This is a genomic window from Amycolatopsis sp. NPDC033938, from assembly GCF_055575975.1.
In genome coordinates this window covers 201,433-219,059 of sequence record NZ_JBVIRO010000009.1, presented here as the reverse complement: position 1 = coordinate 219,059, position 17,627 = coordinate 201,433, and the positions used below count along the sequence as shown (strand labels likewise).

Genomic DNA, 17,627 nt, shown 5'->3' with positions numbered 1-17,627 from the left:
CCAGGTATCACTGTCGTTCTCTAGCACGTCTCCACCTGTCCAACCTGGGCGCTGCAGATTTGTGGCGTCTTCACCGGCCTCGTGTCGCCATCAAGAGTGGCGAGCTCGCCCTCTTGGCCCACTCTCACGTGGTCGATGTCAGCCCCGATGTGGACCTTGGGTTCACGAACATCGACGTGTGGGTTCGGCGGAATTACAGTGAATCGACATCCGCGACTGAAACGCCGAACTTCCGAACCCGAGAGTCAATCCAGCTTCAGAAGGAGCGACAGTGACGCTGGCTAGAATCCAGGATGCACTCCGATCAGGAGAACCCGTCGACATGAAGTTCCTTCGGCTCGACTCGACGCTGGTTCGAGAGGCTGTCGCGCTCGCACGCGAGGAAACCGATGCCCGCGGACTGACAATCTCCAACGCATCCTTAACCGGCGTCCTCGACTTCAGTGCGATGAGCTTTGATTACCCAATCAGGTTCGAAAACTGCACCTTTGAAACTGCCCTAAACTTCGAAGGCGCCTCGCTCCACGATCTTTCATTGACCAATTGCCCACGGATTCCCAGTCTTCTCGCAAATGGACTCAATCTCGCCCGCGATCTAACCTTGTCGGGTTCTCGCGTCGCAGGCAGCCACACAACATCCGGTAGCACATCCAAGACTGCCGCTGTCTGGCTGTGCGAAGCGAACATCGGCGGCAAAATTCTCTGCGTCGGCACGGTCATTGATCCGGGCAATGGCCGCGCAATCCACGCCGATCGGCTTCACGTTGGTGGCACGATCAGGCTTCTCGCTGGCTTCATCGCGCGCGGAGAGATCCGGATGATCGGCGCCAAGATTGATGGCTCAATCGACCTCACCAATGCTGCAGTGCACAGCAAACGGCGCGCGATCGACCTCGCCGAGTCAGAGATCGGCGGCAGCATGTTCATCACCAACCTTGCCGGAACACGACCATCACATATTCGCGGGCTTATCGACATGGGCAACGCACACCTCAAGGGCGAGTTTCTCCTACGAAACACTGTCCTGGAAGAGAACTCCTCACAACGCGAACCCGAAGAGTACGTCAGCGTCAAGCGACGCGGTACAACGATCAACGCGCCCCGGCTGACGGTCGAAGGAGACGTCAGTTTCGAAGGAACTTGCAGTATTATCGGAGGAATCGACTTCAGCCGGGCCAGTCTTGGACACCTCGTCTTCCACACCGGCTGCACGATCAAGGCAGACCATCGGACCGCACTCGACCTGACACGAGCAGACCTGCATGCTGACCTGGTGCTTGCACCCGATGTCCAGGTCACCGGAACCATCCGCATCACCAGCGCTCGCATCGGTGGCAATCTCGTCCTCCAAGGCGCCTCGCTGCGCCGCCCCGAGGGACGTTCGCTTCTCGCGGCTCAAGCCGCTCAGATCGCCGGCGACGTAGAGCTGCAAGAACTTTCTGCAGTAGGGGGCCAGCTGCGCTTTCGCAACGCGACACTGGGGAGCGTCTTCGACGCTGGCGGCGCCGAGCTGTCCAATCCGACCGGGTCTACGATCAGCCTCCACCAAACAGTCGTTGAAGGGTCGGTGAACCTCAACGCAGGCTTCACGTCCATCGGCAGAATTTCCCTCAATCGTTGCCACATCAAGGGGCGTCTCGAATGCTCCAGCGGAAGCTTTTCCGGGGCTGCTCGCCCTGAAAGCGCGACGAAGACCAACGCCGTCGATGCCATCTCCGCGACGATTCAAGGCGGGCTCTACCTGGGTTGGCGCCACCTCGCGCCCGGCATCGACCTGACCGGATGCACCACCTCGACCCTTGTCGACGACCCGGCGCGCTGGCCACCCCAATATGTCATTTCAGGACTCACCTACGAGCGCTTCGGACACCTGCCCGGTTTGTCACCCCGATCGGTGTGGAACAGCCGCGCCCGCCTCGCTTGGCTCGAAGGTCAGACCGACTTTGACCGCGGCCCGTACGAACAAGCAGCAAGAGTCTTCCGTCAGCACGGCTTCCAGGTCGAAGCCGAGTCGTTCCTAATAGCACAGCAGAAACAAGCAAAACAACGCACGCTCCAAGCAAGTGCCAATGGGCACGGGAGCCCCCCGCATCACAGGCTCGGAAACCTGCGAGCCGCCCTCTATGGCCTCCTCGCCGGGTACGGCTTCCGCCCAGCACGCGCCCTATGGGCAATCGCCGCCCTGCTCATCGTCGTGGTCATCAGCGTTCACACTACCCGCGCCGAATTCCGCGCCACCGACCCACGAGGAAACGTATATACACCCAACGGCCGCTTAGTCACCGTGACCGACACACCCGCAAACCCCCTCGGCGGCACACCGTCAACAGCGGACACCCACCGAGGAGACTTCGCCACAGTAACAACAAATCCAGCAAGCGCGGACATCTGCGGCGACGGCCAGGTTCGCTGCTTCGACACGATCTTCTATTCTCTCGACACCGTCGTGCCATTAATTTCATTCGGACAACGAAGCACCTGGTACCCAGACAGCCGATCACCAGCGGGACTTGCACTCGGAATGCTACTCAACGCCGCAACGATACTAGGCTGGCTACTGTCATCAATCTTCGTACTGTCCTTCGCCCGCTTCGCGCGAAACCCATGACTGAAGGATTGCCCCTACTACCTGCAGCCTCCACTCATCCCCAACGACCAGACACGCACCGGCGGCCTGGTGACCTTGCTCGGCGCTACGTCGGCGTTTTCATCGTCGAGACCGACGGTAGGATCTTCCTGGTGGATGAGTTCGATCTAGGGCGCCTGACAGATTTTGACTTCGAAGAGCTCTGCAAGGACCTCTTCGAGATCGTCCTCGGTTGCCCACTGGAAGTCTTCGCCCGCGGTCGTGATGGCGGGATCGATCTTCGACATATTGCTCCAGCTTCGAGCGGCACCACGATCATTCAGTGCAAGCACTGGGTCAGGTCGGGGCGGGACGCCCTTATCAGACACCTCGGGAAGGACGAGCTGCCAAAGGTCGAACGCCTCTCGCCGAACCGCTACCTGGTCGCCACGACGGTAGATCTCACGGTCGCGTCGAAGGACCAGATCGCCGACATGTTTTCCGGTTTCGTGCGATCCTCCGGAGACATCTACGGCGTCCACGAGATCGTCGCCCTGCTCCGACAGCACCCCAGCATCGTGCGCCGACATATCCGGCTGTGGCTCGCCAGCAGCGCGGTGCTCGGTTCCCTGTTGAACCGCGACATCCTGGCCCTGTCGCGGGCGCTTGCCCGCGACATCGACGAGAGCTTGCGAGTCTTCGCGCCCCACCCGAGCCAGGAGTACACCCGCAGGCTGTTGGACGCCCAGCACAGCTGCCTCATCGTCGGCCCGCCGGGGGCCGGCAAGACTACGCTCGCCCATGTCCTACTCGCCCACCATCAAGCCGAAGGCTTCACGATCATCGAAGCCACCAACCGGCTGGACAACGTCCACCGCGCGTGGGACGACGAGGAAAAGCAAATCTTCTTCGTCGACGACTTCGTCGGCCAGACGATCCTGGACGAGGGTGCAGCGCGCGTGGCGAACCAGGACTTGCCCCGGCTGCTGCGCATGATCCGGGAGTCGTCAACCAAGCGGCTTGTGCTCACCTCGCGGAACTACCTGATCAAGCAGGCGCAAGAACGCCACGAGCGCTTGGACGCCCGCAAACTGGACCTCTACGGGTGCATCCTCGATGCAACAGCCCTGCCCGTCGAGATCCGGGCCGAGATTTTCTATAACCATGTCTACTTCTCCAGCCTGGACCAGCGGCAACGCGCGCAACTCGCAGAGCCGAGCGCCTACCAGGCCATCATCGGCCACCGCAACTACAGCCCCCGACTGCTGGAACACGCGATCGCCGAGATCGTCGAGCTTCCTACGGAGGAACACGAGAACGTAGCGCGGACGATTCTCCGAAACCTCGACAACCCCGCTCATCTGTGGGAACGGCTAGTCGACGAGGTGCTCGAGGCTGATGAACTCGCATTGGTGCTCACCCTCTACACGGCGCACCGTGCCGCCGACCACGACCGGCTGCGCGAAGCCTGGTGGGCACATCTCGGACCGGTCGCCACCTCCGACGCCGACCGGCGATTCCGGCGCGCCCTGCGTCGTCTCGAACCGGTCATCATCGACCTCGACGACAACCGGGTGGAGTTCAGTAACCCGTCCATCGTCGACTTCCTGCACGAACACCTGGCCAAGCACCCCGGCCTCGTCAGCGTACTGGTCGACTCAGCGGTGTTCTTCGACCAACTCGTGACCATCTGGACGGCGGCGAGCAGGCGACACAGGAAGGCGCTCTACGCCGCCGTGGCCGGCCAACGGGATCGCCTCCGTAACGCCGTTGTGCGGCTCCACGAAGGTGCGCTGCTGCTCGGCGAATACCGCAACGACCCTGAGGTGACGAATGCGCGGTTCGTTATTGCTCTCGGTGACCCCGGTGCATCGCCCGAGCTCGTGGCCGTGGGACTTCGCCTCTTGTCCGAACTAGAACAGTTCCCGCGCCCGATGGCGAACGCTCTCCTCCAGGTGACGGTCGACGTCGCGGCGTCACCGATCTCGGCGTGGCGGCAGAAGACGGAGAGGCTCGCGGATTTGACGTACTCCGAGGCGATCCGCGAAGTCAACGACTGGGATGACATCGATCAGTTCGAGACCATAGTGAACGAACTCATGCCGCTGAGCCGAAAAGTGGCAGCCGAAGGCGAGGAGGAGATCGAGTCCCAGAAGCTGGCGGCCGGTATCGAAGAACTCGAGAAGTGGGCAGACGAAGACCACGAAGCCGACATCGACGATGACACACTCGAGCAGATCCTGGACTTCATGGACACCGAGTTCCACAACCTCGACGAGGAGTACGACCGAGCGCGCATGTATCTGGATCGCGAATCCGAGTCTCGCGCCAGCCCGCCCGCGTCATTGCCCCCCAAGCCGGTGCACCGTCCTCATCGGACCGATGCGATGTTCTCAACGTTTCGGGAGAAGTGAGCGGTGCGAGTTCTGTACCCGAATCGGGCAACTGCTGACGGGCGAGCACATCTCTCAGTACGCGGGGCGTGTGTGGGGTTGGTCGTCGGAGGCAGAGGACTCGCTCTCCCATCGCGCACGGACGGTGCGCATCAGCAGGCGCGAGCGTTCTGCTCCCCGGCCGAAGATCCGCATCAAACTCTCCGCCGAGATCGGACGTTGGTGCTCTTTGCGGTGACGACGGTCCTCCTCGATAACTTTCGCTACTAGGTCGTCCTCGATCTTCGACAAACTTGACCGCCTTGTCGGCTGCTGAGGTGGGTAGGTCGGCTGAGGCCAAGTATCAGATGAGACTTCGGGAGCTAGCGACTCAGGTGGGCTCGGCAACGAAGTTGGATCAGCAGATTCTTCGACAGGCGACTCCGTAGAAGCGAGTTCGCGAAGTAGCGCGGGTCACACGTCCGCCCACCCAATCAGCAGGAGCGGCCCGACTGCATCGAACAGCGCCCAGCCGATCTCCCCGCGGTGAGCGGTTCGGCCACGTTCAACGCCAGCGTGACGACACTCGAGAGCAGCAGCAGACGCCGAGCTGGTCGGATCACCTCGGCAGAGGCGCCACGCAGCGACAGTTGCCGGATCGCGACCAGCAGAGCCAGCACCGACAGGTCTACGGCGGGTGCGACCAGCGGCGCGACCCAGCCGGAAACCGAACGCCAGGACGTTGCTGAACCCGAACAGGAACGTCAACCCCACGATGACGCCGACGATCACCGTGACCAGCTGCAGAACAACGTCACGCTCAACTGGAAAACCAACAGCTTTGACAGACGCGAAGTAACTCCCCGTAACTAGCCATCCAAGATCAACTGGCGATATTCAGGCGACCGGAACGCGACGAAACGTGTTCGAAGCCGCCCCAACGAGGAGGAACAAGAGTCCGCAGACCTGCAAAAAAAACGGGAGAAACGCCTGGTCGGGAGCTAGTTCGATCTTCCCTGACACGGAAGTGCTCGCCACCGACTGTCGACGTGCTCAAATACTACTGAGTGTTACGTTAGCCAGAGGCGTGTGGATAGGGAGCAACTCGCCCCTCGGACACACTTGCACGGGAAATCTCCCGCACCACAGAGTATCGACCCGGTCGTTCCAGATCACTGGAGCGGTCCGGGTTTTCTGGTTCGACGAGGCTGGACGTGTCCGCTGGTTCCTCCCCTGAACGCCTGCGCCGGGGAGGTGCGTCATGAGCGGCCTGGTGCCGGGCCTGTCCCTGCGGAACGCCCGCCGTCCTGCCGGTCCGGCCCAGGGTTCTCCAGCTCCGCCACCACCCGCGGTCCTGGCGTCGCTGCCCGTCCCGCCGCCAACCACAGCGCCCTATGTCGGCATGGCGCGGGTTGACGCCTCGGGCCGGGTGCAGAATCGCGATTCGGTCGATCTGCTGGGGTGGTCGCGCGGCGACACGCTGCTGCTCACCGTCCTCGAGACGTCGGTGGTGTTCCAGCGCCGCCCCAACGGCACCGTGGCGATGACGGCGAAACCGTATGTCGTGATCCCGGCGGCGGTCCGCGCGCGGTGCTTCCTGCACACGGGCGCCCGGGTCCTGATCGCCGCGGACCCGGCCCAGGACGTCCTCGTCGTGCACTCCCCCACCTCAGTGGAGCGCATGCTGCTGATGTTCCACACCCGGCTGAGCGGGAGTGACCGGCGATGACCGCGGACCACACCACCGCCAGTCCCGCCGAGATCGAGGCCCCGCGGCTGCTCCTGGACAAAATGGGCGTCTCCTCCGCCGATCTGCTCGCCACCGCCCCACCGGCACCGGTGCGTCCCATGCCCCACCGCCGGCCAGTGGATCGACACGGTGAGCGACATGGTGTCACCGGGCACCGCGCTCCTACGGCTCGTACTGGAAAACGGCGGAGGGTCTGACCGGCACCGCCACGACCAACGACGAGACCGTCACCCTCAGCGATATCGTCACCGAGGAAACCTCCGACGGCGAGCGCGTCACCTGGAGCCAAGCGGTGACGCGCCCGTTGCGCCTCAACCTCGACTTCCACATCGTCGCCATCGGCGACGAACTCAGCGGCCAGTCCCGGGCCGGACGCCTGCCCCGCACCAAGGTCACCGGCAGCCGACGCCGTCCCTGACCAGCCCGGACCGTCGACCGCCTGGCCCGTCCACGGATCCGCGTGGTCATGACCGGTCACGGGCTCGGCTCCGTTCCTGTGACCTGTGCGACGAGACCTGCGTCATGTCCGATTCGCCGGTTCTCGAGCGGTTATTCTCTGTCCATGATCGACGCGCAACTGACCCCCTCCGAGGCTTTCGACCTGTTGCTCGCCGGAAACCGGCGGTTCGTCGCCGGAACACCCGAGCACCCGAACCAGGACGCCGCCCGCCGCGCCGAAACCGCACCAGGACAGCGCCCCTTCGCCGCCCTCTTCGGCTGCTCGGACTCACGACTGGCCGCCGAGATCATCTTCGACCGCGGCCTGGGAGACCTCTTCGTCATCCGCACCGCCGGCCACGTCGCCGGTTCGGAAGTGCTGGGCAGTATCGAGTACGCCGTCAGCGTGCTGGACTGCCCGCTGGTCGTGGTCCTCGGCCATGACTCCTGCGGCGCCGTCGCCGCCACCCGCGCCGCCCTCAACGACGGTCTCGGCACCAACGGCTTCGTCCGCGACGTCATCGAACGCGTCACGCCCAGCGTGCTCGCCGCCCGCGCCGCCGGCCTCAGCGAAGACGACGACATCATCGCCGAACACATCCGCCAGACCGTCGACCTCCTCACCGACCGCTCCCGGCTCCTCGCCGACAAGATCGCGTCCGGCCAAACCGCCATCGCGGGCCTCTCCTACCGGCTCGCCGACGGCAGCGCCCGCGTGGTCACCACCCGTGGGGTGTCCGCGGAAGTGACCACCGGCTGAGAAAGGGAACGGCAAGGCGCTGTCCTGTAAGTCTGTTCGATGGGCTTCGTGATCCAGGTGGTTCCTGGCGGTGCGGGCGGATCGGCCTCGTACTCGGCCGCGTCCGCCCGTGCCGTCAGGGACCGCCTGGGCGCGAAGACCGCGAACAAGACTTGCAGGACAGCGGCTAAAGGGCGCGGGCGCCCGTCTTGGCGGAGAAGCGGAACTCGACGGTCACCGGCAGGGTGTCGAGGTCGAGGGCCTGCCGCAGCCGCGGTAGGCCCTCGGTGTCGATTCGGCGGCGGATTTCGGTGACGTCGCCGTCCTGTTCGGCACTGATCACCAGCGCGACGGCCGGTGTCTGGCGGGTCCCCGCGAGCGTCGCGTGCGCGGCGTGGACGCCGGGATAGTTCGAGACCTCGGTGACGAACGGCTCGATCGCGGCGCCCGCGGCCAGCTCGGTGCGGCCGGCGGCGGGGTCGGTCTCGAAGCGCCAGGTGTGGGTCTTGGGCTTCCGGGTCAGCTGCGCGACGAGCCACCGCAGCACGAGCAGGCCCAGCACGACCGCGACCGCGGCGGCGACGTAGAGCGCCCAGGTCGGTGGCTGTCCCGTACCCGCCACCACCGCGGATTCCGGTCGCACGACGGTGAGCCTGCCGAAATGGGTCAGCAGCGTGAAGGCACCGGCCGCGATCAGGACGAGACCGAACACGGCGAGCAAGGTGCGATTGAGCCGGGAGGGCCGGTTGAGGCTGGTCATGACGTACTCCTGACGCTGCGGACCTTGACCTTGACGGTCGGGCGTAGCGCGGGGTCGATCTGGTCGAGCCGGTACGTGATCGCGCCGCGAACGGCTTCGGCGAGACCATCGGTGGTCGCCCGCCCGGTGCTCACTTTCGCGGACACCTTGCGGGACTTGAGTTTCACCGTCGCGCTGGACACACCGTCCACTGTGGCGGCCGCGGCGCGAAGGGTGGAGCGGTAACTTCGACGCGAGGCTCCGGAGTCCAGCTCACCTTGGAGCGGCAGGACAGTGAGCCTGCCGGGCAGCACCGCCGCCAGGAACAGGATCAGCCCCAAAAGAACCGCGACGCCGCCGATGACGGCCGTCGTGAGGTCACTCCAGCGCAGCTCGTGCAGGGTGCCGGCGACGGAGTCGTAGCGAATCCAGGGAGGTTCGCCGAGCAGCATCTGGACCGCGACGACCGCCACGAGGGCGCAAGCGGCGAGCAGGACGAGCGCGGTGAGGGTCGCGGGAATGCTGCGGCGTGGGCGGCGTTTCACTGGACCCTCCTGGTTTCGGCGGTGGCGGTGTGCAGCGCGGTGACGGTGATGTCCACTCGCGACACCGTGAGGCCGGTGAACTCTTCGACGCGGCGCGTCAGATGGCGGCGGGCGTTCTCCGTGGTGCGAGAGACCGACATCGGATAGCTGATGGAGATCCTGACATCGAGGTCGGCGGTACCACCGGTGACTTTCGCGGTGACCTTGGCGCTGTTGTCGATGTCTTCGCCGCCGACAGCGACACCGAGCACGCGGCCGGCGGCACCGCCGACACCGTCGACCTCGGTCACCGCGTGCGCCGCGATCCGTTGCACCGTGCTGTCGGAAATGGTGAGGATGCCCCGGTCTCCGGCGTCGGCGGGAGCCGTTCCGAGGGCCGCGCTCGACAGGGTTGCGGTCATGGGATCAGCCCTTGTCGCGGCCGGCGAGTTGCGAAAGGTCGAGCTTGCCGTCGAGGACACGGCCCGCCAGCAGCCCGAGAGCGCCGAGGACCAGGACGACGATGAAGGCGCTGAACCCGCCGAAGGCGGCCGCGAGGCCGAGAGCGAGGCCGGTGAGCAGGCCGAGATGCGTGGAATTCATGGTTTCTCCTTGGCTGGCGCGGAGGCGATGTCGCCGATCCGCACGTGGACCGGGAGGCCGATCGGCCCCACCGCCGCGCGGACGTCGTCACTGATCTCGACGGCTGTCGCCGGATAACGGCCGGTGACACCGATGGTGATCTCGTCGTCGCGGATACGGATCCCCGCGATCCGGCGCCCGCGCAGGAGGGTGGCGATCTCGCCGAACCGGCCGCTGTGCAGGCCCGCGACATGGGGTTGGGCCTGCACAGCGGCGGCGATGCGGTCGGCGTCGATCTCGACGCCGGGGGTCACTGGACGCGGCCGGTGTCGCTCTTGGCGTCCTCGTCCTCGTCGTCGCCGGGGATGTGCACGTCGGACACGTTGATGTTGACCTCGACGACCTCGAGCCCGGTGATCTGCTCGACCGCGCCGATGACGTTCCTGCGCACCGCGCGGGACAGATCGGCGATGGACACCCCGTATTCGACGAGGATCTGCAGGTCGACAGCGGCCTGCTTCTCGCCGACCTCGACCGACACACCCTGGCTCGCCGAGGCCGTGGCACCGGGGATGCGCTCACGGATCGCGCTGAACGCCCGGGCCGCACCGCCGCCCAGGTCGTACACGCCGGAGATCTCCCGAGTGGCCAGCCCGGCGACCTTCGCCACGACGGTATCGGCGATGGTGGTGGCACCCTTGCTCGACTCCAACGCGCCCGTGCCGGCCTTCTCGACCTGGGACGACTGGCTGGGGACCTTGGTGGCAGTCGAATTCGTCATGACTTCTCCTCGGGTCGGTTCTAGCGGTCTCGATGGAAGTTCACGCTCGCTCCATCCTTACTTCCACACCACTAGGACCCCGCCCTGAGAAGATCGTCACGACCCCATCGTGTGACACCCGTCGCTCGCGTACCGGCGGCGCTCAGGCACCCGGCGGGTTCCGGCGTGGTTCGGCGGGCGGATACGTGTTCGCCGGCGGCGCCCCCGGACCCGCGGCCGGATATCCCGCCATCGCGCCCGGTTTCGGCCCACGGCGGACCAGCCCGGCGAGGCCCAGGAGGCCGAGCAGACCCAACAGGCCCCATGAACCGTTGTCCCCGTCGGAGTCGTTCCGGTCGTTGCCGGCCTGCTGTCCTGCCTGCGTCGCGACCGCGGACGCGGATACCGCGTCCGCCGGAACCGTTCCGGTCAAGGCGATGGCTGCCGACGCCGCACATACGGAAATCAATTTCGCTGTTTTGTGGCGCATTCGAAGATCCTTCCCTCCGGTGCCGATGAGTGATCGGTCCGTGCGTACCCGCGCGGAACCCGCTCACACCCAGGATCACCCGGATTTGTCACCCACACGGGGCTTTTCGGATTAGACGGCGGCCCACCGGTCATCCGGTTTCCAGCGGCACGAGGAAAGGGAGGAAGGCAATGACGGCGGCGTTGTGGGGTCTGCTCGGACTATTCGGCCTTCTGGGCGTCTACGGGCTCGTCCGAGTCCGGCAGCGAACGGACAGCCAGGCCCGGCCTCCGGCGGCGGACGTCCTCGCCCGGTATCCCGCGCTTCGTGAACCGGCGGTGCCGAACGCCGATACCGCGCACACGCCGCTCATGATCCCGGCGGTCACCCCGGAGATGATCCTCGGCCCCGGCCGCAGGCGGGTTTCCCGGCCAGGCGGGGTCCACGCTCCCGGCTGGCCTCGCTCGCCGATGCCCCGGCCGAACCTCGCCGGAACGCGGTCCGTCGCCGCGCCGGTCTCCGACCCCGGCACTGTTCCGGCCCAGGCGGGTCCGCGGTTCGAATCCGCGGTCCCTGAAGCGACCGCCGTGGCGGAGCCGGCCGAAGCTCCGCCACGGGCGAAGCCCGCCGAGGTTTCCTCGCGAAAACAGCACAGGTTCGGGCCGCGCGATCTGCTCGATCCGGTCGTCCGCAAGGCCAAGAGGGTCAAGGAAGATCTCCGCCGGAAACGGCCGAGCCGGTGAGGTCGGACCCGGTCGCGTCCGATGTAGACGTTCCTTGAGGACCAGCACTCCCCAGAACCGGGAGTTCCCACGGAAATCCAGTACCCGATTCCGGCTGCCGGATCTGTGTCGACGCGTCGGTCAGTCGTACATCCGGATCGACGACGGCTGGAGGAAAGTGTTCGAGATCTCGAACCTCGCCTTGTTCCCGAAGGTCGGGAGCACCGAGTTCGCGAACTGGGCGACGTCCTGGCGTTCGAACAACGCCGTCTCCGCGGCCAGCCAGTCCGGGCAGCCCGCGTCCCCCGCCTGGGTGGCCGCCTTGGCGACCAGCGCGTCGTACCGCGGATTGTCGATGTGCGCGAAGTTCGTGCCCTCCGGGGGACGGCTGCCGGATACGAACGGGATCAGCTGGCTCGGCAGATTCAGGCTGACCGGTGCCATCGAGAGGTCCCAGTCGCCGGTGGCGAACATCGTCTGGCTGATCGAAGGGCTGTCCAGGCCCCTGAGCGTGACGTCGACGCCTGCCTCCTTCCAGCCCCGCTGCATCAGCTCGGCGGCCGGTGTCATGGTCGCGCCGATCTGCGTGCCGTAGATGGCGGTCAGCGCGAGACGCTTGCCCTCCCGCACCCGGATGCCGTCCTGGCCCGGTTTCCAGCCTGCCGCGTCGAGCGCGGCCTTGGCCGCGGTGAGATCGAAGCCGGGGATGTGCCCGGTGGCGGAGTCGCCGGTGCACGCCGGGGGTTCCATGGTGATCAGGCTCCGGACCGGGGCGCCGGTGTCCCGGGTCAGCACCTTGGCGACCGGGGCGAGGTCGAGTGCCTGCACCAGTGCGCGGCGCATCGCCTGGTCCGCGCCGAACCGGCCGGGCGCCTGGTTGAACCACAATTCGCCGAACGCCACGGTCGTGTCGGCGTGGAACAACCCGCGCGCCCGCAGCCGCTGCTGGTCCGGCCCGATCACCTGGGCGGCGTTGAGTTCGCCGGACAGCAGCAGGTTCGCGACGGTCGTCATGTTCGGGATGACCCGGATGACCACCTTGTCCGGCAAGCCTTTCTGCCGGGAATCGAAGGTACCCGGGCCCCAGTCGTAGTCCTTGCGCCGGGTCAGCGTGTAGTGGTCGTTCGGGACGATCTCGGACACGGTGAACATACCGGTTCCGTGCTCGCCCTTGGCCAGCGTCTTGCGGTCGGCGAGGCCCTTCGCGCAGACGATCGGGACGTTGCCGACGTTGCGCAGCAGGAACGCGTCCGGTGCCCCGCTGGTGACCCGCACGGTGCCCGCGGAATCGTCGGCGACCGCCTTCGTGCCCACCTGCACCGTGTTGCCCGCGATCGGCGACTTGTTCGCCGGGTCGCCGACGAAGTTGATGTTCGCCGCGACGTCCTTCGCGGTGAGCGGGCTCCCGTCGGGACAGGTGATGCCCTTGCGCAGCGTGAAGGACGCGGTGGTCGTGGTGGCCTCCCACCGCGCCGCGAGCCCGGCCTCGGGCTGCCCCTTGCCGTCCATGCCGAGCAACCCGTCATAGAGGTAGCGATCGATCTCGCCGGCGACCGAGAGCACGGTGAGCGCCGGGTCGAGCGTTCCCGGATCAGAAGCGACCGAATAGGTGAAAGTCTTGCCGTCGGCCAGTTTCCGGTTCGCGGCCGGATCCGTCCCGGAGGGCGCCGGGGCCGTGCACGCGCTCATGGTCAAAGCCACCACGACTGCCGTCACGGCGGTGTGCCGAGCAGTTTTCATGGGAGTTCTCCTACGGTGTCGCGTTTTCGGCGAGAAGGTGGTCGACGGCCAACCGGGCGGCGGCACCGATCGACGCGTCGACCTCGGGAAGGCGGTCGTCGAGGGAATGGGCGCGCGTGAACACCGCGACCGCGAATCGGCGGCCCTCGGGCAAGGTCACCACTCCCGCTTCGTTGCGGATGCCCGGCAGCGTCCCGGTTTTCGCGGCTATCCGCACCCCGGACGGGAATCCGGAGGACAACCGGTGCGGCCAGATCTGCTGGGCCATGATCGTCCGGACGCGTTCGCAGGCTTCGGGTTCGCCTGCCCGGTCGGTCCAGATCGCGTCGAGGAGTGCGGTCGTCTCGCGCGGCGTCGACGAGGTTTCCCTTTCCGGGTCACACATCGACAGGTTCCGCACCTGTTCTTCGGTGGCTTCGGCCAGCAGCGCGTCGATCTCGGCGAGATCGGTCCCGCCGAGTTCGGCGACCCCGATCCGGAACGAATCCTCGCAGGAGCCGATCAGGCGGGTGCGACTCAGCCCGAGATCGGCGACCGCCCGACAGATCGTCTCCTGGCCGAGCCGGTTCCAGATCAGGTCGGTCGCCGCGTTGTCGCTCATCGTGAGCATGAACCAGGCGAGGTCACGCCAGGTCATCTCGACGTCGTCGGCACAGCCCGCGGTGCCGATGCCGCCGATCCGGTACCGCGCGGTCACCTTCGTGTATTCGGTCTCGTCGAGTCGTCCCGCCACCACTTCCTTGGCATAGGCGAGCGCGATCGGGATCTTGAACACCGAGGCGAGGACCACCTGATCATCGGCGCCGGCCGACACCTCGGCACCGTCCGGCACGCCGACCTCCCTCGCGTGCAGCGACCCTTCGGCACCCGCCGCGGCGAACACGGCTTCGATCCGTTCGCGGATGTCGTTCACCGTGACACCCGCCGGTCCGCGCGTCCATTGTGGAGGAACCGCGCACGGCCGGTGCCGTCGTCGCCGACGAACTCGTGGGCCACATAGGCGCCGGGGACTTCCGGGATGACGGCGACGAAGGTTTCGCCGTGCCACGGCAGCAGTTCGACCTTGCCCGAGGGCTCGTCGAGTTCGGCGAACTCCCCCTCCGGCGTACGCCGCAGCCAGAGCCTCCCGCCCTCGGCGGTGACGACGGTGGAGACGACCCGCGACGAGTACTCCCCCACGTACCGGGAGAGATCGGCCGGGGCAGGCGCGGGATCCGGTTCGGGCAGTCGCGGGACCGTGACCCCGGCGAGTTCACTCATCAGCTTGGTGGCGATCTCGTGGTAGACCTTCAGCGTGGCCCCGCCGTTGGTCATCAACGCGAACGCGACGCCGCGCTCCACCGCGATCCGCAGGAAGGCCGACTGGCCGATCGTGCCGCCGTCGTGGCCGATCACGGTGCCGCCCTGCCAGCCGAAGTCGACCCAGCCAAGTCCCCAGTGCGTGCCCATGATGCCGAGATCCGGCACGGCGACCTGCCGCTCGCGCATCGCGCGCACCGACTCCGGCGACAGCACCTGGACGCCGTTGTCGGCCTTGCCCTCGTTCAAATGCAGGCGGGCGAAGGTCAGCAGATCGCGCGGGCGCATGATCAGCGTCGCACCGGCGGGCGCGTTGGAGCGGGCGAGCGACCAGACCTTCGTGGGCACCGGTTCGCCGCCCGGTTCCGGCAGGCTGTGGCCGACCGCGGCACGATGACGGATGGCGTCCTCGGCGCCGCAACCGGCGTGGGTCAGGCCGAGCGGGCCGATCAGCCGCTCGCGTACGCAGTCGTCCCAGCACCGGCCTCGCAGCACCTCGACGATGCGGCCGAGCACGCAGTAGCCGGCGTTGCTGTAGGAGAACCGCTCCCCCGGCGGGAACAGCTGCGGCACGTCCGACAGCAACGGGATGAGCTTCGCCACCGCGCCCTCGCCGGTCCCGGTGTCGGCGAAGACGTCGCCTTCGAACCCGCCGGTGTGACACGCCAGCTGCCGGACGGTGATCGTGGCCGCGGCGCGGGCGTCGGCGACCCGGAACTCGGGCAGGTAGTCGCGCACCGGACGGTCGAGGTCGACCAGGCCCTCGTCGACCAGCTGCATGATCAGCGTGATCGTCCAGATCTTCGAGATCGACCCGATCTGGAACACCGAGTCCGTTGTGGACTCCACCCCGGTGTTGGTGTTCACGACACCCGACGCGTGCTCGACGATCTCGCCGTCGGCGAACACCGCGATCGCGGCACCGGGAACCCGGTGCCGGCGCAGCAGGCCGGCGAAATTCTCGCGGAGCCAGGTATCGATTTCCGAAATTCTCGACATGCGCACCTCTTGTCCGGTGTGGATGGTCCGGCGTTGCGGGAATGCTAGGTCCCGGCGGGCGGTCCTTTGTTCGTCCGGACCGAGGAGAGCGGAGGGGAAAGTTCATCCGCGCGGACGGGACTCAGGCTTCTCCGGGCCGCATGCCATGAAGCAGCAAATGCAGCTGCACCATCGCCGCGAACCGGTCCCGGGGGTCGTCGAGGTCGATTCCGCCCACCTCGGCCAGCCGGCGCAACCGGTAGCGGAAGGTGCTCGGATGCACGTATGCCGCCGCCGACGCGGCGTTGGTGTCCCCGAACGAATCGAGCCAGCACCGCAACGTGTGCACGAACTGGGACTGGTGTTCGCGATCGTAGGCCAGCAGCCTCGCGATCGGCCCGGTCGCGACATCGCCGCGGGCCGCGGACAGGTCCGCCAGCTCGAGCATCAACGCGTCGACGTGCGCGTCCTCGGCCGTGAGCACCCGGTTGGAGCCGCCGTCGGCGAGCAGCACCCGCAACGCCCGGTCCGCCCCGCTGCGGGAGTCGTACAGGCCCGCACCCTCGAAGGCCGGCGGTCCGACGCCGATCACCGCCGAGACCCGGTGCCCGATTCGTTCCAGGAACGCGGTCGCGACGCGCACCGAGCGTTCCTGATGATCGCCGTGGTTTCGGGGCACCGGCACGATTCCGTACACGACGTCGCCGATGAGCGCGACCGCCGAGCGTGGCTGGACCGCGCTCAGATGCATGGCGAGCGCGTCGGCGACCCGTTGGCGTTCGGTGGCGAGCCAGGGATCGTCGCCTGCCGGGTCGAGCAAACCCATCGCGAGTACGACGGCGGGTTGCCCCAGCAGGCCCAGGCGTGCGACGGCCTCCGGGGCCTGGCGTCCGCCTTCGAGCGCGGTGCTCACCAGATCGGCTCGCAGCCGGCGTTCGACATCGGATCCGGCGCGCAGGCGGAGCAGATGCAACGCCACGACCTTCGAAGCGTCCACAAGCGCCGCCGCACGTTCCTCGCTCAGCGCGTGATCGACCACGGCCCAGATCGAGCCGAGCACCTCATCGCCTGCCCGGACGGCGACCACCACCCGGGGACGGTTCTCGCCATCGTCGTCGTCCGGATGGAAATAGACCGGTCCCGTCTCGCTGTAGAGGCGGTCGAAGAAGCCACTCTTTTCCAGGCCACGGGTGTAGCGCTCCGGCACCTGGCGGCCGAGGATCGTTTCGACCCGCGGCGGATCGGTTTCGTCCTGGCGGCCGGAGAACGCGAGCACCCGCGAGTCACGGTCCTCGATGGTGATCGGCGCGTCGAGCAGCGCGGCGATCGCGTTGGCGAGCGCGAACAGGTCGCCGGCCGGGATTCCGCCGAGTGCCTGCGGGGAGACGTCGCCGACGTCGCCCTCGGCCAGCAACGTGCGGAGCATCGCGGCCAGCTGGGTCCACGACGCCCTGTTCGCCAGCCCGAGCAACGCGACGCCGGAGGACGCCGCCGCCCGCGCCGGCCCGGTCGAAGCGGAGACCGGCGCACGCACGACCAGCGCGGACGCGCCGCGTTCGCCGAGTTCGTGCAGCAGCTCGACGATCTCCTCGGGATCGCGCACCCCGACCCCGAGCACCACGGCCCGCTCGGGGAACTCGGCGTCGTCGTACGGGTCGTGGATCACCACGCCGCCGAGGTGGCGACGGGCGGCCCTGCCGACCGCGATCGGCTCGAGGAGCACGTCCCCGAGTGCTTCGATGACGCGGCTCAGACTCGTATGCGGTTTGCTCGGCACCGGTGTCCGCACTCCCGAAGGTCGATCCGGCCTCGCCCGGACCGGCTGGTGAGGACCCTAGGAGGATTCGGGGGCGCCCCGTTCGTCCCGCCGGACGAATCCCGGGCGGAAGTTCCTCCGGGAGAACCAACCGGGAAGAGCTGCCCGCCGCACGGTCGACGAGGGGAACGGC

At 67.0% G+C, this 17,627-nt stretch carries 18 protein-coding genes; 7 read left to right on the top strand and 11 right to left on the bottom strand.

The genetic code is table 11. From position 1 onward, the window contains the following. Positions 1-322 precede the first annotated feature (322 nt). The 6 genes from ACZ5ZX_RS23415 to ACZ5ZX_RS23390 all read left to right on the top strand — a co-directional run bounded on the left by ACZ5ZX_RS23415 (position 323) and on the right by ACZ5ZX_RS23390 (position 7,886). Complete coding sequence (locus ACZ5ZX_RS23415; protein WP_465504119.1) at positions 323-2,608, top strand: hypothetical protein; 2,286 nt, start codon at positions 323-325, stop codon at positions 2,606-2,608. 131 nt (positions 2,609-2,739) lie between these two features. Next, the gene (locus tag ACZ5ZX_RS23410; protein ID WP_465504118.1) at positions 2,740-4,980 is read left to right on the top strand and encodes an nSTAND3 domain-containing NTPase; all 2,241 of its coding nucleotides are present in this window, start codon (positions 2,740-2,742) and stop codon (positions 4,978-4,980) included. 504 nt (positions 4,981-5,484) lie between these two features. After that, on the top strand, positions 5,485-5,811 hold the full coding sequence (locus ACZ5ZX_RS23405) for a hypothetical protein (protein ID WP_465504117.1): 327 nt from the start codon (positions 5,485-5,487) through the stop codon (positions 5,809-5,811). 388 nt (positions 5,812-6,199) lie between these two features. Continuing rightward, positions 6,200-6,667 carry a hypothetical protein gene (locus ACZ5ZX_RS23400; RefSeq protein ID WP_465504116.1) on the top strand — a complete coding sequence of 156 codons (468 nt, stop codon included), beginning with the start codon at positions 6,200-6,202 and terminating at the stop codon, positions 6,665-6,667. Positions 6,668-6,980: 313 nt separating this feature from the next. After that, positions 6,981-7,106, top strand: a complete 126-nt coding sequence (locus tag ACZ5ZX_RS23395) for a hypothetical protein (protein WP_465504115.1) — start codon at positions 6,981-6,983, stop codon at positions 7,104-7,106. A 144-nt stretch (positions 7,107-7,250) separates the two neighbouring features. After that, on the top strand, positions 7,251-7,886 hold the full coding sequence (locus tag ACZ5ZX_RS23390; protein WP_465504114.1) for a carbonic anhydrase: 636 nt from the start codon (positions 7,251-7,253) through the stop codon (positions 7,884-7,886). A 166-nt stretch (positions 7,887-8,052) separates the two neighbouring features. Here the strand turns inward: ACZ5ZX_RS23390 and amaP are convergent, their stop codons facing one another. The 7 genes from amaP to ACZ5ZX_RS23355 all read right to left on the bottom strand — a co-directional run bounded on the left by amaP (position 8,053) and on the right by ACZ5ZX_RS23355 (position 10,960). Continuing rightward, positions 8,053-8,625, bottom strand: coding sequence for an alkaline shock response membrane anchor protein AmaP (amaP, locus tag ACZ5ZX_RS23385; RefSeq protein WP_465504113.1), 573 nt, complete (start codon positions 8,623-8,625; stop codon positions 8,053-8,055). Then, a complete protein-coding gene (locus ACZ5ZX_RS23380) occupies positions 8,622-9,149 on the bottom strand; it encodes a DUF6286 domain-containing protein (RefSeq protein WP_465504112.1) in 528 nt (175 codons plus the stop codon). The genes amaP and ACZ5ZX_RS23380 overlap by 4 nt, the downstream gene beginning before the upstream one ends. Then, on the bottom strand, positions 9,146-9,550 hold the full coding sequence (locus ACZ5ZX_RS23375) for an Asp23/Gls24 family envelope stress response protein (protein ID WP_465504111.1): 405 nt from the start codon (positions 9,548-9,550) through the stop codon (positions 9,146-9,148). The genes ACZ5ZX_RS23380 and ACZ5ZX_RS23375 overlap by 4 nt, the downstream gene beginning before the upstream one ends. Positions 9,551-9,554: 4 nt before the next feature. Beyond that, positions 9,555-9,731 carry a hypothetical protein gene (locus ACZ5ZX_RS23370; RefSeq protein WP_465504110.1) on the bottom strand — a complete coding sequence of 59 codons (177 nt, stop codon included), beginning with the start codon at positions 9,729-9,731 and terminating at the stop codon, positions 9,555-9,557. After that, positions 9,728-10,024 carry a hypothetical protein gene (locus ACZ5ZX_RS23365; RefSeq protein WP_044850563.1) on the bottom strand — a complete coding sequence of 99 codons (297 nt, stop codon included), beginning with the start codon at positions 10,022-10,024 and terminating at the stop codon, positions 9,728-9,730. The genes ACZ5ZX_RS23370 and ACZ5ZX_RS23365 overlap by 4 nt, the downstream gene beginning before the upstream one ends. Beyond that, on the bottom strand, positions 10,021-10,491 hold the full coding sequence (locus tag ACZ5ZX_RS23360; protein WP_037305788.1) for an Asp23/Gls24 family envelope stress response protein: 471 nt from the start codon (positions 10,489-10,491) through the stop codon (positions 10,021-10,023). The genes ACZ5ZX_RS23365 and ACZ5ZX_RS23360 overlap by 4 nt, the downstream gene beginning before the upstream one ends. 142 nt (positions 10,492-10,633) lie before the next feature. After that, entirely contained in the window at positions 10,634-10,960 is a 327-nt protein-coding gene (locus ACZ5ZX_RS23355) for a WGxxGxxG family protein (RefSeq protein ID WP_465504109.1), read from the bottom strand. 170 nt (positions 10,961-11,130) lie between these two features. On the opposite strand from ACZ5ZX_RS23355, the gene ACZ5ZX_RS23350 reads away from it, so the two are divergent. Continuing rightward, the gene (locus ACZ5ZX_RS23350) at positions 11,131-11,682 is read left to right on the top strand and encodes a hypothetical protein (RefSeq protein ID WP_465504108.1); all 552 of its coding nucleotides are present in this window, start codon (positions 11,131-11,133) and stop codon (positions 11,680-11,682) included. A gap of 120 nt (positions 11,683-11,802) precedes the next feature. Here the strand turns inward: ACZ5ZX_RS23350 and ACZ5ZX_RS23345 are convergent, their stop codons facing one another. From ACZ5ZX_RS23345 to ACZ5ZX_RS23330, 4 genes are all read right to left on the bottom strand, one after another. Further along, positions 11,803-13,401, bottom strand: a complete 1,599-nt coding sequence (locus ACZ5ZX_RS23345) for an ABC transporter substrate-binding protein (RefSeq protein ID WP_465504107.1) — start codon at positions 13,399-13,401, stop codon at positions 11,803-11,805. Positions 13,402-13,411: 10 nt separating this feature from the next. Continuing rightward, positions 13,412-14,314, bottom strand: coding sequence for a serine hydrolase (locus ACZ5ZX_RS23340; RefSeq protein WP_465504106.1), 903 nt, complete (start codon positions 14,312-14,314; stop codon positions 13,412-13,414). Continuing rightward, positions 14,311-15,699 (bottom strand): serine hydrolase, encoded by a 1,389-nt coding sequence (locus ACZ5ZX_RS23335; protein WP_465504105.1) that lies wholly within the window; start codon positions 15,697-15,699, stop codon positions 14,311-14,313. Before ACZ5ZX_RS23335 ends, ACZ5ZX_RS23340 begins: the two co-directional genes overlap by 4 nt. 121 nt (positions 15,700-15,820) lie before the next feature. Next, positions 15,821-17,455: a PucR family transcriptional regulator gene (locus ACZ5ZX_RS23330; RefSeq protein WP_465504104.1), complete on the bottom strand. Its 1,635-nt coding sequence runs from the start codon at positions 17,453-17,455 to the stop codon at positions 15,821-15,823. Between the last annotated feature and the right edge of the window lie 172 nt (positions 17,456-17,627).

What these genes read in the sequence shown, in the direction of transcription:
- ACZ5ZX_RS23415 (WP_465504119.1), top strand. Translation starts at nt 323, where the DNA reads ATGAAGTTCCTTCGGCTCGACTCGACGCTGGTTCGAGAGGCTGTCGCG.
- ACZ5ZX_RS23400 (WP_465504116.1), top strand. Translation starts at nt 6,200, where the DNA reads ATGAGCGGCCTGGTGCCGGGCCTGTCCCTGCGGAACGCCCGCCGTCCT.
- ACZ5ZX_RS23390 (WP_465504114.1), top strand. Translation starts at nt 7,251, where the DNA reads ATGATCGACGCGCAACTGACCCCCTCCGAGGCTTTCGACCTGTTGCTC.
- amaP (WP_465504113.1), bottom strand. Translation starts at nt 8,625, where the DNA reads ATGACCAGCCTCAACCGGCCCTCCCGGCTCAATCGCACCTTGCTCGCC.
- ACZ5ZX_RS23375 (WP_465504111.1), bottom strand. Translation starts at nt 9,550, where the DNA reads ATGACCGCAACCCTGTCGAGCGCGGCCCTCGGAACGGCTCCCGCCGAC.
- ACZ5ZX_RS23370 (WP_465504110.1), bottom strand. Translation starts at nt 9,731, where the DNA reads ATGAATTCCACGCATCTCGGCCTGCTCACCGGCCTCGCTCTCGGCCTC.
- ACZ5ZX_RS23360 (WP_037305788.1), bottom strand. Translation starts at nt 10,491, where the DNA reads ATGACGAATTCGACTGCCACCAAGGTCCCCAGCCAGTCGTCCCAGGTC.
- ACZ5ZX_RS23355 (WP_465504109.1), bottom strand. Translation starts at nt 10,960, where the DNA reads ATGCGCCACAAAACAGCGAAATTGATTTCCGTATGTGCGGCGTCGGCA.
- ACZ5ZX_RS23350 (WP_465504108.1), top strand. Translation starts at nt 11,131, where the DNA reads ATGACGGCGGCGTTGTGGGGTCTGCTCGGACTATTCGGCCTTCTGGGC.
- ACZ5ZX_RS23345 (WP_465504107.1), bottom strand. Translation starts at nt 13,401, where the DNA reads ATGAAAACTGCTCGGCACACCGCCGTGACGGCAGTCGTGGTGGCTTTG.
- ACZ5ZX_RS23335 (WP_465504105.1), bottom strand. Translation starts at nt 15,699, where the DNA reads ATGTCGAGAATTTCGGAAATCGATACCTGGCTCCGCGAGAATTTCGCC.